Raw genomic sequence first — 14,542 nt, 5'->3', positions numbered from 1 at the left:
GGGACCACCTCTTGAAACACCTCAGACGCGGGCTGGCAGCGGTAGCCTCGCTCGCCTTCACCGCAGCCCTGTGCGCCGCGGGCACCTCAACAGCCGCCGCCGCACCGCCCACGAGCCGGACAACCCCCCAGCACCACGGCACCTGCACGCGCACCGCCCCTGGCTCCGCGCTCCAACACCAGGGCGCGGCCTGGACCTGCCTCAGGGCAGAACCCGCCCCCGCCCCTGCCTCCGTCCGCGCCGGCAACCCGGGGGCGGACCTCTGCACCAACGACTCCAGCGACCCTGTCGTCTCCACCCGCAAGGCCTACTGCACACGGCACTTAGTCCTCTACGAGCTCCTCGACGACAAGCAGGCGGTGATCGGCCACGCCGATGTCATGGTCGTGGCCGCGTCATCCATGGCCTCCCTGTCCGGCGCGCGATGGTCGGAAGACGTCAGCGCCTACGTCACCGAGATGACGCCCAACGTCACCGGCGTGACGCTGTCGCTGAGCTCCACCTGCAGCGGCCAGTGCACTGCCGGGCCACCGGCATGGGGCGGTGCACCCGTGCTCCTACACAGTGGCCAGGGCAAGGACGGCGGCACCCTCACCTACACCTCAACCGTCGGCAAGGGGTTCCACTCACAGATCCAGCCCACCTACCGCGTGGACGGGACCATCCTCGGCGCGGCGCCCCGGACTACCCACACCGAGTGGCTCGGCCCCGAGGTGCGCTGTGACGACGAGATCGGCAACAGCCCCGGCTGCATCGTCATGGGCCACCTGGCCAACGTGACCTTCTCGAAATCGGTCTACCACGGGGCGGCCGTCGCCTACGAGTGGGCGCAGAAGAACCTCTCGGGCAAATTCGGCGACGCCGACCACCCACTGGAGCGGTTTGTCGACCCCCTCGACCCGGACAACAGAAACAGGCGTGCCACGACCTGCGACCGCGGGCCATTGCGCTTCGTGCGGGGCGCCACCGGTGTCCCCAACGATTCCTGTGACGAGTACCCCTTCGCAAGTTCCTACCAGGGCGGGAATGACGGTGCCCTGTGTGTGGACATCACCCCACGCCAGATCAGCGGCGTATGGGACGTCACGGGCGTCACCGTCAACCGGGGCAGCCCGCCCAACGCGCCCTGCATACGGGCTCATGTCGACAATGACGACAACAAAGCTGCGGGTGGCGAGCTGGGGCGCGCGGTGCAGTCCGACCGCATCCTCGACAGCGAGTGGTATCAGGTGATCATCGTTGCATGAGGCCCAAAGGAGCCCTCTGTGCTGACGGGGCTGACGGGGCTGACGAACTGAACCTCGCGCTCATCGACAACCTGTATAAACAGGCCGTCGAGCGCCCCGGCCTCCATGGCCACCGCGGTCCCTCCCCGTGCCAGAAGCCCCAGCCCGGCGGAGCCGTCACGGGCATGTCCACCTCCCCACCAGGCCAGGCTCAGCGCAAGGATGTCACCATGCCTTCCCATCCAACTTCCCTTACTTCACTGAAGACTTCGCAGCACATCGACTTGCTCGGTCACTAGACAGCACCAGATAACGATGAGTGGCGGGAGAGTTCAGGCGCTCATCCGCTCATGTCGTGTTCGGCGAGGCAGCTGATGCCGGCGGCGCCCGGCCTGCCAGAGGCCCGGGAGAAGAAGGCCCGTTTCCGAGGTGCCCCGGCTGCGGGAGGAGATCGAGCGGTTCACGACCGCGCTCAGCACGGCCGAAATGCAGCTGGAGCGGCTCGGCCAGGCCCGTGAGACCTCACCGAAGTGCTGGCCGATCCGGATGTCGAGACTACGGAACAGGCCGGGGCCGCTGCGGTGCCGGGGAGGAAGGTGCCGTATCGCGCCGGAGTACCAGCGGATCCTGTCGGTCCTAGCGGCGCCGAAGGCCGACGGCGGAATGCGGGCGACGCAGCTCATTCCACCCCGCAAGGCCGGATGGACTGTCCAATCACCGTGTCGTCCCTGACGCACGCTTCGCCGTATATAGCCGAGGATCCCCGGTGAGCAAAACCCGGGATCCTGCAGACCGTTGCCCTTCCACCGCCGCCCGCGACGCTCGTGGAAGGACTCCCGATATACCCCAAGACACCTGCTCGCCATGCGTGGCAGGCGTCACATAGAGCGGCCACCGATGGCATCCCGCTCAGACGTTCTACTAGTGATCCGCACCCACGAGCAGAGCTCATCGAGCGCGGAAAACGCCATCACTGCAGGAGCCAGTACTCGCGACACTGCGGTCCCTACACGCACGGCCCAGCAGGGGATGCAGGGTGCGCAGTACGAGCTACCGGCCGGAGGTCACGTCCCGAGCCGCGAAGGCGAGCAGTTCACTGACGGCCGTCTCGGTCGAGGCCGGCGGCCGCGACTCCCATGCCTTCTGTGTTTTCCGCACGGTCAGCACAGCCGTGCGGGCATGCTCGGCAGATCGTCGTCCAGGGCGGCCGCTTCCACGTCCGGCGTGCGGCCCGTGATGACAACAGGTCCATGCAACGGGTACAGGGTCATGCGGCGCCAGGCGCTCGCGAGCGCGCATGCGGCGAGGTTCTGGCCGAGCCCGATCCCTGGCCCTCGCCGTGCACATGCAGGAGGGCACGGTGGTGGTACACGGCCTGGTCGACGGCTCCCAATGTTCCGACGTGCTAACGGATCACGGACAGCGCATCAGCTTCGGGGAGGGCGCGTTCCATGACGGTGGTGTCCGAGGCGATGCGCAGAGCTCTCATGGCAATCCTCTTGGCCGGTCAGGGTCCGGTACGCAAGCCTGCGCAATGATCACTGTGGCTACGCATTGGGCAGCTGATCGGGAGTTTTACCGATTGCGCATCGCTGAGCCCTTGATACGCAACGGGTGTGCGGCACGGTCTACTGCTGGGCGTCGGCGTGATAGCGGGTGAGGGCACGCCAGCGCCGCTCGAAATCGCCAGCCTGCTCGGTGACCTGTGCAGGGGTGATGGGCTTGTTGTACTGGGCAGTGAAGCCGCGGGCTGCGCAATCCTGCGCAACGGCGTCCGCCGCAGGGTTCTCGGTGCGCACGCGGTGTTCGGCCCAGACGTTGTAGATACGGAACCAGAGCGGGTAGCGGCGCAGCGTGGATGGGCTGACCGGTTTCCCTCCCCGGCCGTGCATGCCCTTCTCCGCGAGGTAGGTCGACAGCTGCTCGGCGCCGGGTTCGTCGCCGTGCTCGGCCTGGTAGTCCATCCAGGCCAGGAAGTAGCGGTCCACGACGGTGAGGTCGCCTCCCGCCGGGTCGAGGGGGGCGGGTTGTTCGTCGATGGGCGCGTTGACGCTCGGCCCACGCTGCTCCTTGGCAGCGTGCGCACCCGCACTGGCAGTCTCCTGCTGAGTCTCCGGTGCTGGGTGGGGTGCGGTGGCCTGCTGCTCGCCGGGATCGGCGTCCGCCGCTTCATCCTCGACGGCCGGCTCGGGTGCCGGTGCGCTGGTGCCGTACTCGCGTTCCTGGAATGCGGCGACGAAGTTCTCCACGTCGGCTCCGGTGACCGGCCGTCCGTCGGCGCCCGTGATGCCGTCGCGCTGGTGCACGTACTGGGCGAGCGCGTCGGCGTCGGGGTACGCGCCGTACTGCTGCGCGTACATGAGCCAAGAGTTATAGAAGTAGTCACTCCAACCGTCGTCCGCGTCGTGCGAGGTTTGGGGTTGCGTCTCCTCCTCGGCTGGTGGGGTGTGGCGCTGCTTGAGGAGTCGCAGGAGAGGTTCGAGTTGCTCGTCGGACAGTGGCTCGCCGGCCGCGGTGGCCGCGCCGTACTGGTCTTGGAGCCACAGGGCGAACTGCGCCCTGGTGGGCTCGTGTCCGAAGGCTGCCATCCAGTCCTGATAGGCATCGGCGAGGTGCTGAGCGTTCCCTTCGTCTTCTATGTCGTGCGGCTGCTCCAGGTGTGCAGTTCGTACTTGCTCCACCGGCTGGGGTTCCGCGCCGCTGGCTTGCGCCAGTTCTTCTTCCTGGTCGACGGCGGCCTTGAGTTCGGGGCTCTGCCGCTGCGCCGGAACCGGGGTCCGCTCGACGATGAACTGAATCGGCGGCTCATCAATGCCTGCGGCGGCCAGTCCGGCCGGGGCCGTCTGAGCCAAGGGGACGCCGTAGCGGGCCAGGCGGAGCGGCATCAGCGACTCCACCGGGGCCTTCCTGCGCCATGCGCGGCCGAAGCGGGAACGCAAGCTCGCCTGATAGACGAGGCGTTCCTGCTCCAGCTTGATCACCTGGTCGTAGGAGCGCAGCTCCCACAGCTTCATGCGGCGCCAGAGGAGGAACGTCGGGGCCGGGGAGAGCAGCCAGCGGGTGATGCGGACGTCCTCCATGTGCTTGTCGGCCGTGATGTCCGCGATCCGGCCGACCGCGTGCCGGGCCGCCTCGACCGCGACCACGAACAGGATCGGGATCACCGCGTGCATCCCCACGCCCAGCGGATCCGGCCAGGCGGCCGCGCCGTTGAACGCGATCGTCGCCGCCGTCAGCAGCCACGCCGTCTGCCGCAGCAGCGGGAAGGGGATGCGTATCCAGGTCAGCAGCAGATCCAGGGCCAGCAGGACACAGATACCCGCGTCGATGCCGACCGGGAACACGTACGAGAAGTTCCCGAAGCCCTTCTTGACGGCCAGCTCACGGACCGCCGCGTACGAGCCGGCGAAACCGATACCGGCGACGACCAATGCGCCGACCACAACCACGCCGATGAGGGCCCGATGCGCCCGGGTCAGCTGGGGTATCTGAAGCTTCCCCGCAGCCACGTCCCACTCCCCTGTCTACGCCTCACAACTGAGCAACTCTCACACTCCCACGAAGTGGATCGGGTTGTGGCCCTTCGGGATCGGCTCAGCGGGGATCGTCTGCGAAAAGTCGCACCAGCCCTCAGCGTGTTCTTGACGCTCCGTGGCCCTCATACGGCGCAGTCGGAGCTTCGAAGCGAAGGCGCGACTGACTGGTGCCCTGTCGCCGAGCGGCTCGGGCCCGTAGGCTCGGTCCCTCAGCCTGTCCTGCCCGTGCACCCGCGGCGTGCGGAGCCGGTCGTCGTCCACCTGTTGCCCCACGAGGTGTGGCATCCCACCCGGGCAGCCGGACAGCAGTCACAGGCGCCTGGCCCGCCCCAGACACCGGACTGCCCCAGCTCTGTCCGGCCACTGCCTTCACCGGGCCGACGGCATCACGAGCGTCATAAGGGGATTCCCGGATCCCGATTCTGCAGCTCAGAGACCGCGAATGAGCCGGGCCGAGCCCGTAGGAACCACCTTGCGCGGCTAACCCCAGCACGAGGCATCTTGTCCTGGCACCACCCAGAACAGTCCGTTCCACCCACACCGCCCCTGTACTTCGGAGCCCCGTTGATCACGCCCCGCCTCACCGAGTCCTTCATCAACCTGGCGCCCAGCGCATTGACCGCGCTGACCGGCGCTCCCTGGTGGGGCATCGTCTTGCTCATGGTGGTCCACCCAGTCATCCAGAACTTTCCCCAGCACACCCTCACCCTGGTCCAGGCATGCAACGAAGCACGCCGAGGACGCCAGGAAGACCGCCTCCTGGGCCAGATCCCCAGACGGCACGCTTTCCAGGCCCTGGCACACATCGGGCCAGTCCCGATCCGACAATGCGCCTGGTACACCGCCGGAGTCGGCCGACCCGCCGGCCCAGCAGCAGCCGGACACCGGGGCACCAGCAACGCCGACCTGAGCATCGCCTGCGCCGGCCCCCTCGAGTCCCCCACGCTGGCGGCTGCTCGTGCCAGCCCCCAGTCCCGGGGCAGCAGCGTGTTGGCGAAGATCGCTGCCCCGGGGGCCGGCTGGCCGCGGACGGGTCAGGGGCGCCGCCCGCAGCACGCCCGTGACGGCTGTCACCTCCGGCAGCCGTCCCGGGCGCAAGCGCCACGCAGATGCGGATGCTGTCCTCGGTGACGGCGCGCTCAGCGCCGGTTTCTTGCCTCCGCCTGCTGTGCGTCGTTGTACAGGTCGAAGACTGCGTCCGCCAGATCGGGCAAGTCGCTCAGCTCGATGTTCCGGACATTCGCGGCATAGCCGATCAGGCCCAGGAGGCGGTGCACGATGTCGGCTTCCTGCTGCCGGCGCTGCCAGTCGGCATCATTCAGGCCGTCGTCGACAAGGGGCGGCGGCATCCTGCGGAACCGCTCGTCCTCGGCGACGCACTCCCTCAGCGCCTTCGGCCATACGAGCGACTCTGGCTGGGCCTGCTGCGGCGGCGATTCATCGCCATGACGGAGGGCACGGATGATCCGGGCCTCATGGGAACTGTCCACCCGTTCCTGGAGGTCGCTGACAGCAGCCAACTGCGCAGCCACCCGGCGGATCCGCGTGGCGTGGTCCAGGGCCCACTGGCGTTCGGCGCGCCGACGGCGAAGCCCGCGGGCGTACTCGACTCGTTCATGCTGTGTGGCGGGTGCGGTGCCGTCGGGACGAGTTGAGGCGCGTTGCAGCTGCAGATGTCGCCGCTCGGAGGCCTGACGGCCGCTGAGTTCCTGCCACTGCGCGATGCGCGCCCAGGTGATCTTCTTGGTGCGCGCCAGCGTGGTGAGTTTCAACTCGTCGTGCTCGAGCTTTTCCCGGAGCATGCGGATGCCCAGCAGTGCGGCCAGGACCTCGGCCTCCGTGGCGTCGGGATGCAGAAGGCCCTCGGCCCGCCGGCAGATGCGGTCGTAGTTGCGGGCGACGTCCATCAATCGGCCCGGGGAGTCGCTGTCGGGCTGAGGGAGCCGCTGGATTCCCGGTGGGTTCTCGGTCAGGAGGGCCCACGCCTGTGCACGGTTGTGCCGGCGCACGGCGTCGGGAGCGCGGTCTAAGTTCTGTGTCATCTTCAGGACGACACTTTCTGTCGTCCGTCGGACGACGTCCCTTGGTCGTGCGCCGGCACGGTCGCGGTGAGGCTCGGGTTGGGCGGAGCTTGCTGGGCTTGCTCGATATGTGCTCGGTCACGGCGCTGGTTCCTGCGCCGCCAGACTGACCGCCCGGCGCCGGCGGCGAGCACGGTGAGCGCGAAGAGTACGGAAGCCAGGTACTGGGCGCTGACGTCATGGATGAAAGATGGCGACATCGTGGTGTCTGCGCACAACGTTCGTGCGCGGTGCCTCCTTCTTACGTGGCTGGTGCAGGGGCGAGTCCCGCCCGGGCCGGCCTTGCGACGTCACGCAGGTCCGCGGCCGGACAGGGCAGGTAGGACAGCTGTGCTGCGCCGTCCGGTACGGAAGTGTGCCGGGCGTACGCGGTCCGCATATGCACTCTCGCTTCTTCCGCCCGAAGCGCCACCTTGCGCCACCCCTGCGTAAGAGGAGAGAAGGAACAAAACGGCACAGTTGATCATAAGAAGAGTGTCGTCGTCCGGATGCGCACAGGGTGTCCCAGGTGAGGGCAGCTGAAGGTGGGGCAGTCCGTGACGGCCTCCTGGGAGCCCAGGGCCCTCCCTGACGGCGAGGGAATGGGCGGCCCCTGTCCAGGGCGCGGTTCACGGGGCCGCCCGGCCCTGCGGTCCTGTCATGCGCAAGGCACTACCACGCTAAAGCCCAGGATGGAGCCGCGCCCGCCCGGTCCGTCGGTCGCGTGAGCGCCGACGACGTGGTTCTTCTACGCGCTGGCCAGCTCTGGCTCCGGGCGACGGGCCTCGGCCCGTACAGCTGCCTCCACGTCGCAGCAGGGCGTGCCCTCCTTCGAGGCATGCGTGGTGATGGCTTCCTGGACCTTTCGGTCAGGCCCCGCCAGTTCTGCCAGGCCGCCTCGTAGGCTTGGTCCTGCTGTGGCGACCGGTGTCGTCGTGGGCGGGCCGTAGGTGTCCCGCAGCTCCAGTACCCGGCCGCGCGCCTTGTCAGCCGACTTCTGCATCTCCACCAATTCATCGAATATGTGTGCCACGTCGACGGATCCCATGCCTTCCGTGGCGGGACCCCCGGTGCGTGCCGGGCGTCCACTGCTTCACCTCCCGATCACGCCCTCCGCAGGCAGGCCGAAGGCATCTGTCCGCCCCGGGGACCTCGCACGACCGCCCATTCGCTCCCGCCCCCGCAGTCACGGTAGGCATGCTCTCCGTCGCGGCCCACGGCGAGGGAACACGAGATGATGTGATCGCCGGCGTGCAGGTAGCGGACTACCGGACTGTGCACCGTCGCCACGACCTCGTCCGCCGTAGGCCTGCGAAGGGCGACGGTCGCGGTGACCCGCCAGTGGGCCGTGCACGGCTGCCGAGTGGGCACAGCTGAGGCGTGTGGGACGGGCAGGACGGTGATGACGGCGGCCGTAGCCGCCAGGGTCAGTCGCTTCATGGTCGGGCAACTCTCCGCGTGTTGGCGGGCGTTACGGCGTGGAGGTGGAGTTCACCCGCCCGTGACGGCTGATCGGCATTTGCGGCCTGCCAGCAACTCACCTCAGCGGTCATTTCCCGGTTCATGTCTTCGTCTGTCGGCCACGCGCCCTGGGCGGTGGCTGCGGGGATTGCGGTTGTGCGCCCACTGCCTTGGTCAGGTGGCGAAGGCGACGTAGGTGGCGATGGTGAGCCCGGAGAAGGTGAGGAGCTGGCGGGGTTTGAGGCAGGTGAAGGCCACGTGCATAGTGATGCCAGCGGCGACCGCGTACGGCGTCGACTGCGGGATGAGCAGAGCGGGCGGCAGCGCGCTCTCCGCTGTGATGACGGTGACCGCGACCAAGCGCCAGAGGCGAACGTCCCGCTCGGTGAGGTTGCCCGCATGGCGGAGGACGATGCCGGGGACGGCGAATTGGCGACGGTAGGACAGATGTTCCCTGACCTGGCTGTAGGTATGGATCCACTGCGCGAGATAGAGCCCGCTGCGGAACTGAGGCGAGCGGAGCTTCTGCCAGGCGCTGTTCCAGTAGATGTCTGTAGTGATCAGCACGAGGAGGCACTGGGCCCAGGTGTTCGCCGTGCTCAGGCTGTGCTCGATGCGCAGGCCCTGGCCGAGGTCGCCGGCGAGCAGGAGGCACGTGCCGGTCAGCAGGGTGTATCTGATGGCGTTGGGGCTCTTGAGGTACAGCAGTTCCATCGCGGCACCGGCCAAAACCACCAGCAGCGTGACGCGGGGGACGAAGCCGAGCGCCAGGGCGAGGGCGGCGGCCGCACGGACGATCAGCACGGGCCGGTAGACGCCGATCAGGAGGCGGGCACGGGCCGGGCCGAGGCGCTGCTCGGCAAGGTGGGCGCTGAGCGAGCCGGGGCTGAGGCGGTCCCAGCCGCCCTGGCCGAAAGCGAGAGCGAACCGCGCGGTGAGTACGGTGCCGAAGATGATCCGGAACCACTGGAGACATCCAGGGTCGGTGGGCTGCTGGAAGCCGGAGGCGAGGGCGTCAAAGAACCACACGGCTGCCCCTGACTTCCACCCTCTGCTCGCCGCGAGCGGACAGGACGCGGCCGTGTCCGTCGATCCGGTCGTACCGGCCGCTGCCGGTGAGGTGGTCGAGGACTGTCTGGAGCTGCGGCGGGCCGAGGATGAAGGAACCCGGAGAGAGGTAGTTGTAGACGTTCACAGGCGCGGTGCGGCCGTCCTTGGTGCCGGTGAGCGAGGTGATCGTGAAGGTGGCGCGGCAGAACATCTTCCAGCGCAGCCAACGGCCGGGCAGCGGGGTGAAACCGGTGATCATCCACGCCACCAGGGCAACAGTGGCGATGATCTGGACAGCGGACAGCATGGGCAGTGACCTCCGGGCAGGGAGGGTGAAGTAATCGGGGTGCGCCCGCTGACGGGGCGCTGGGGGTCAGCGCTCAGGCTTGGGGGGCCGCTGCATCAGCGCGGCCGCGGCCTGGGTGAGAGTGACCTTCTCGTGCAGCAGGGCGGAGACCACAGACGTGATCGGCATCTCGACGTCGTGAGCGTGAGCCAGGGCGAGGACCGCCTCCGCACTCTTGACACCCTCGGTGGTCTGCCGAGTGGCAGCCGTCGCCTCGTGGACGCTCAAACCCCGGCCGAGGTGGGTGCCGAAAGTGCGGTTCCGAGACAGCGGCGAGGAGCAGGTGGCCACCAGGTCACCGAGGCCGGCCAGACCGGCGAGGGTGGCCGGGTGGGCGCCCATCGCCACACCCAGCCGGGTGGTCTCCGCCAGCCCGCGGGTGATGAGCATGGCCGTCGCGTTGTCGCCCAGGCCCATGCCGGAGGCGATGCCGACGGCGAGGGCGATGACGTTCTTCACCGCGCCGCCCAGCTCGCAACCGGTCACATCGATGCTGGTGTAGGGCCGGAAGTACGGGGTATGGCAGGCCTGTTGGAAACGGCGGGCGGCGTCCTCGTCCGGGCAAGCGACGGTGGCAGCGGCGGGCCGACCGTCCATGATCTCGCGTGCCAGGTTCGGGCCGGACAGCACCGCGACCTGGTCCGCGCTCACGCCGGTCACGTCGGTGATGATCTGACTCGCCCGCAGATGGCTGCTCTGCTCGATGCCTTTCATCAGCGACACGATCACGGTGCCGTCTGCGATGTGCGGCGCCCACGCGGCGAGGTTGGTCCGCAGATTCTGCGCGGGGATGGACAGCACCAGGAAGTCCGCGCCGTTCAGTGCGACGGACGGGTCGGTGGTCGCGGTCAGCGAGGCGGGCAGCTCGATGTCCGGGAAGTAGCCGACGTTGCGATGCAACGTGTTGATGCCGTCGGCAATCTCGTCCCGGCGGGCGTGCACGACCACGCTGGTGCCGGCGTCGGCCAGGATCTTGGCGACGGCCGTGCCCCAGGACCCGGCCGAGAACACCGCCGCACGGGCGAGGTGGCTCTGGGTCACTCCGGGGTCCTCTCCGTGGACGGGGATCCACCGCCGTGGGGGCGGCTGGGCTGGGCCATCGTATCGGCCGCATCAGGCATGGCTGGTGATGTGCCGGCGCGCCGCAGGGCCAGCAGGACCGCGCGACGGCCGGGCAGGACAGGGAGCATCCGGTGCGCCTCGGCCAGCATGTTCCGTGCCGGGAAGTCGCCCAAGTCGCGGCGCAGCTCGTCGGCGTGGTCGATCCACAGCCGGTAGAGGCGCTCCCACATGGCGGGCTCGGTGGGACGCTCGTGCACGCACTCCAGGATGAGTCCGGCGGCGCGCGCCTGTTCCTCCCATGCCGGTGTCACGCCGGGTCTCAGGCCGCGGGTGAGAAGGAGTCGGCCGCCGGGTGCCAGGAGACGGCCGAGTTCGCGCAGTGCGGATGCCCGGTCGTCGGCGCGTCCGAAGGCGTCGACGCACACCGCGCCGTGGACGCAGCTGTCGGGCAGGCCGGTGGCTTCCATGCGGGCGATGTGGAAGGCCGCTTGGCCGGCGGGGACGAAGTCGGTAATGCGGGCGGTGGCTTGTGCGACGGCGTTGGGAGAGATGTCGAAGCCGATCAGGCGGACGGCCAGGGCGCGGGCCAGCCACAGCCCGATGCCGCCGTTGCCGCAGCCGGCGTCCATCAGGAGCTGCCCGGGCCGCATCCGTAGCCGGGCAGTCATCAGCCCCAGCAGGGGCCAGTCGCATGAGCTGGAGGCGTTGACCTCGATGGGATAGTCCTCGCCCATGGCCTCGGCGTACAGGCGGGCAACCAGCGAGGTGCGTGCCCGGGCGGCGTGCAGCGCGTCGTACTGGGAGGCGAGTCGCCGGGGCTGTGGGCCGGCTGGGGTGACGGGGTGGAGTGTCATCGCGGCATCGCCGTCCTGATCCGTGATCGGGTACCGGGGCAGATGACCTGGACCGCGCAGACGGGAGCTCCGGCGTCCGAAAGGTCCAGGGCCATCGGCTCATATCCGGTGATGAGTTCGACCCGCCGCGCAACGTCACGTACCTGGTCGGCGAAGCCGCCCGAGCCTGAGGTGAACTGGGCGGTTGCCTGCGGCCACACGGCAAGCCCTGTGCGCTGGGCCGGGCCAAGGGGCAGAGTGTCGGACCACGCGAGATCGCTCGGGAGGTCATCGCGCGTTCCGGCGATGGCCGTCAGCCGGGATTGCGCGGCCTCGGTCACCGCCCGGGTCAGGGCGATAGCCGAGCAGCTGTGGCACCCGCCGCCGGCGAAGACGACCGGGACGTCCTCGGACCACAGGTAGGCCAGGCACACCGGGATCCCGTACGGGCCGTCCACGAGGGACAGTTCCAACGCCATCCCGGCCCCACGCACCCGGTCGATCACCTCCCGGCCGTAGGGATCATCGACCGTCGCCGGGTCGATCAGCGTGCGCTGCCGGCCACTGCACTGTGCGTCGTGGAAGAGCACGTCCCGTTCAACGACCTCGAACAAGGCGTGCAGCAGCGCCTCGTCGCGGGTGTTCCCGCACGCCAGGCCGGTGCTGGTCGCACGCAGCAGATCCGGGCTCCACTCAGGCCGCTGAGCCCGGCGGCGGACCAGGTCGACCGGCACGAGCACCTTCTGGCCGCTCATCAGGCCGGTGCCCGTGGTCCACTCCCACACCACCCGGGCAAGGGTGTCCTCGGGATACGGGACAGTGAGCGGCAGCGCGGAGACGGGAAAGTCAGGGACGACCTCCACGGCCGACCCACGCGCCGCGATCGGCAGCGGCTGCTCAACATGCCACAGTTCGATCGCCTCCATCACCGCCGACAGCTTCGCCAACAGGGCGGTGACGCCCTTGCCCTGGGACGTGCTCAGAGTCCGCGACGTGGGCCGGATCGCCGTGAAGACCGGCAGCCCGATACAGTCCAGGCCCCTCAGGTCGGCAACCCGGGTGATCCCGAAGTCCTCCTCGAGGCGGCCGGCCACCGCCTCCCACGTCTCCTCCGGCGTCCTGGCCCGTACCGTGCCCGGCAGCGCCACCAGGCTGTCACCGCGAAACACCTTCCGCCTCCTTCCGCTCACGCGTCTCGTTCCTCTCCTGCAGCAGCCCAGGGAGGAGCCGCTTGGCCGCGGCGACGGCGCGTGCCCCGCAAACCAGCCCGCGCGCGGACGCCTGAGCGTCGAACTCCGTCTCAGGGCACTTCCACACCCGCATCAGGAGCCGGCGGGTCAGGTCGTCGCGTACTGCCGCGACCGTGAAACCCGGCCGGGTGCGGCGCTCGGCCGCGAGAGCGTCGGCGTACCGGGCGACCGCCTGGCGGTCCTGCTCGCTCTCCCCTGCCAGCAGCACGGCCACTGCCTGCTCGTCCCGCAGGTCGACCGGCGGGTGGAACACGCGGTCGGCGGGCAGATCGCCACCGGTGACCTGGGCCAGCCGCTTCGCCAGCGGCAGGCCCGGCCCTCCGCCGGCGGGGTGGAGGGAGCGGTGTTCAAGGTAGGCGGCCCACGTCATGGCGAACTCCGGGTCGAACACCTGCTGGTAGACGAGGCGGTCCTCGGTGGACAGATCCAGTCCGTCCATACGCGCGCGTGCGAAGGCGTTGGACCAGCGGCGGAAGTACGTCGTCTCCCACATCGCAGGAGGCAGCAGGACGTTGGCCTGTGGCGCTTCGCTGCCGTTCAGCGCGATGCGTATGGCCGCAAGGGCATCGGCGCGCTTGAGGTCGCCGAAGTGCTGATCCTGTTCGAGCTGTTCAGCCAGCCAGTCGGCGAACTTCGTCTCGCCCTGGCAGCGGCAGACGACTCGTACGGCGGCCCAGGTGCGGTGCGGGTAGTAGACCGCGCGCCACGCCTCCAGAAGCCTGGCGGCCCGATCACCGTTGAGGACCCCGGCCCACTTGGCGAGCTGGAGGACGTGCCGGAGATTGACCACTGGCCAGGTCAGCGCGCCGCACTCCCCATCCGGAGCCTGCCCGACAGCCACCTCGTCATCGCCGTCGATCTCCCCGCGGGCGTAGGAGGCGTAGATGTGGCCGACGCCGAGCATCCCGTACGGCGACAGTTCGGCGGCCCGCAGCGCGCCGATGCTCGCCGCGCCGATCAACCGGACGCCTTGGCCCATACAGGCCAGGATCTCCTTGTGGCGCAGCGCCGGAGCCTGGTGGTAGACCCCGTCGATGATCACGACCGTGTCGCCGCTGCCGATTTCGGCGGCGAACAGGTCCCCATGCTGTACCGGCGGCCAGACCTGAACCCCCGGCACATCAAGTAACGGTTCGGACCGGCTCAGCGTCGGCCCGACGAACACGTGAATCACTGGCACCTCATCTGTGTGGAGGAGGGATGTCCCTCCCCGGACCGGTGTGGCCGGTATGAAGGGAAGGGACACCCCACTTACAGGACGGTCAGGTCACGACGGATTCGGGTCGTCGCCCTTGACACCGAAGGCGACCACGAGGTCGTCGGAGAGCTGGGCCTCGGGCCTACTCCTCGTCCTCGACGTCGACGGCGATCACGACGGCCCCGGTGATCTCCTCGGTCTGCTCCGCCGGGGTACTGGTGGCGGCGATCTGGGACTTCGACTCCATGAGTTCTCCCTATTTCCTGCTGTTTTGTAGGGCGGGCGCGAGCGGGTACCTGCGCCCGGTGGTGCCGCGGGTCCGGCACCAGCCGGACCCGTCCGCCCGTCCCTGCAGACGGGAGGTCTTGGTGTGCCGCTGCCCGCCAATGCCGGAAAGTCCGGTGCTGGGCAGCGGGGGACTCGTGGATCCGTGATCCGTCGGCGCCTGGCGGGTCGGCGAGTGGGGGCGCGCGTCGTGTGGCTTCATCGGGCGCTCTCCCCTATCAGGGCCAGGACTTCG

10 protein-coding genes are annotated in these 14,542 nt (G+C 69.0%); 1 reads left to right on the top strand and 9 read right to left on the bottom strand.

Going from position 1 to position 14,542, the window contains the following annotated elements:
- Positions 1–11: 11 nt before the first annotated feature.
- Positions 12–1,247: a hypothetical protein gene (locus BIV25_RS37230; protein WP_071376962.1), complete on the top strand. Its 1,236-nt coding sequence runs from the start codon at positions 12–14 to the stop codon at positions 1,245–1,247.
- A gap of 1,607 nt (positions 1,248–2,854) precedes the next feature.
- Here BIV25_RS37230 and BIV25_RS53550 read toward each other — a convergent pair.
- The 9 genes from BIV25_RS53550 to BIV25_RS37175 form a co-directional block, all read right to left on the bottom strand.
- A complete protein-coding gene (locus BIV25_RS53550; RefSeq protein ID WP_256257054.1) occupies positions 2,855–4,735 on the bottom strand; it encodes a DUF2637 domain-containing protein in 1,881 nt (626 codons plus the stop codon).
- Positions 4,736–5,901: 1,166 nt separating this feature from the next.
- On the bottom strand, positions 5,902–6,669 hold the full coding sequence (locus BIV25_RS37210; RefSeq protein ID WP_143076762.1) for a hypothetical protein: 768 nt from the start codon (positions 6,667–6,669) through the stop codon (positions 5,902–5,904).
- Positions 6,670–7,570: 901 nt separating this feature from the next.
- Positions 7,571–7,855, bottom strand: a complete 285-nt coding sequence (locus tag BIV25_RS48220; RefSeq protein ID WP_256257052.1) for a hypothetical protein — start codon at positions 7,853–7,855, stop codon at positions 7,571–7,573.
- Positions 7,856–8,457: 602 nt separating this feature from the next.
- The gene (locus BIV25_RS37200) at positions 8,458–9,312 is read right to left on the bottom strand and encodes a hypothetical protein (protein ID WP_071376957.1); all 855 of its coding nucleotides are present in this window, start codon (positions 9,310–9,312) and stop codon (positions 8,458–8,460) included.
- Entirely contained in the window at positions 9,299–9,640 is a 342-nt protein-coding gene (locus BIV25_RS37195; RefSeq protein ID WP_256257051.1) for a hypothetical protein, read from the bottom strand. The genes BIV25_RS37200 and BIV25_RS37195 overlap by 14 nt, the downstream gene beginning before the upstream one ends.
- 66 nt (positions 9,641–9,706) lie before the next feature.
- Positions 9,707–10,720, bottom strand: coding sequence for an NAD(P)H-dependent glycerol-3-phosphate dehydrogenase (locus BIV25_RS37190; protein WP_071376955.1), 1,014 nt, complete (start codon positions 10,718–10,720; stop codon positions 9,707–9,709).
- Positions 10,717–11,595: a class I SAM-dependent methyltransferase gene (locus tag BIV25_RS37185; protein ID WP_071376954.1), complete on the bottom strand. Its 879-nt coding sequence runs from the start codon at positions 11,593–11,595 to the stop codon at positions 10,717–10,719. The genes BIV25_RS37190 and BIV25_RS37185 overlap by 4 nt, the downstream gene beginning before the upstream one ends.
- The gene (locus BIV25_RS37180; protein WP_071376953.1) at positions 11,592–12,743 is read right to left on the bottom strand and encodes a YcaO-like family protein; all 1,152 of its coding nucleotides are present in this window, start codon (positions 12,741–12,743) and stop codon (positions 11,592–11,594) included. Before BIV25_RS37180 ends, BIV25_RS37185 begins: the two co-directional genes overlap by 4 nt.
- Positions 12,730–13,944 (bottom strand): TfuA-like protein, encoded by a 1,215-nt coding sequence (locus BIV25_RS37175; RefSeq protein WP_071376998.1) that lies wholly within the window; start codon positions 13,942–13,944, stop codon positions 12,730–12,732. Before BIV25_RS37175 ends, BIV25_RS37180 begins: the two co-directional genes overlap by 14 nt.
- Positions 13,945–14,542 lie beyond the last annotated feature (598 nt).

The organism is Streptomyces sp. MUSC 14 (assembly GCF_001866675.1).
Classification (GTDB): domain Bacteria; phylum Actinomycetota; class Actinomycetes; order Streptomycetales; family Streptomycetaceae; genus Streptomyces.
The sequence above is the reverse complement of the archived record's forward strand: the minus strand, read 5'-3'. Positions and strand labels throughout refer to the sequence as shown.

Coding starts and splice junctions, on each gene's coding strand:
- BIV25_RS37185 (WP_071376954.1), bottom strand. CDS start 11,595: ATGACACTCCACCCCGTCACCCCAGCCGGCCCACAGCCCCGGCGACTC.
- BIV25_RS37210 (WP_143076762.1), bottom strand. CDS start 6,669: ATGGACGTCGCCCGCAACTACGACCGCATCTGCCGGCGGGCCGAGGGC.
- BIV25_RS37195 (WP_256257051.1), bottom strand. CDS start 9,640: ATGCTGTCCGCTGTCCAGATCATCGCCACTGTTGCCCTGGTGGCGTGG.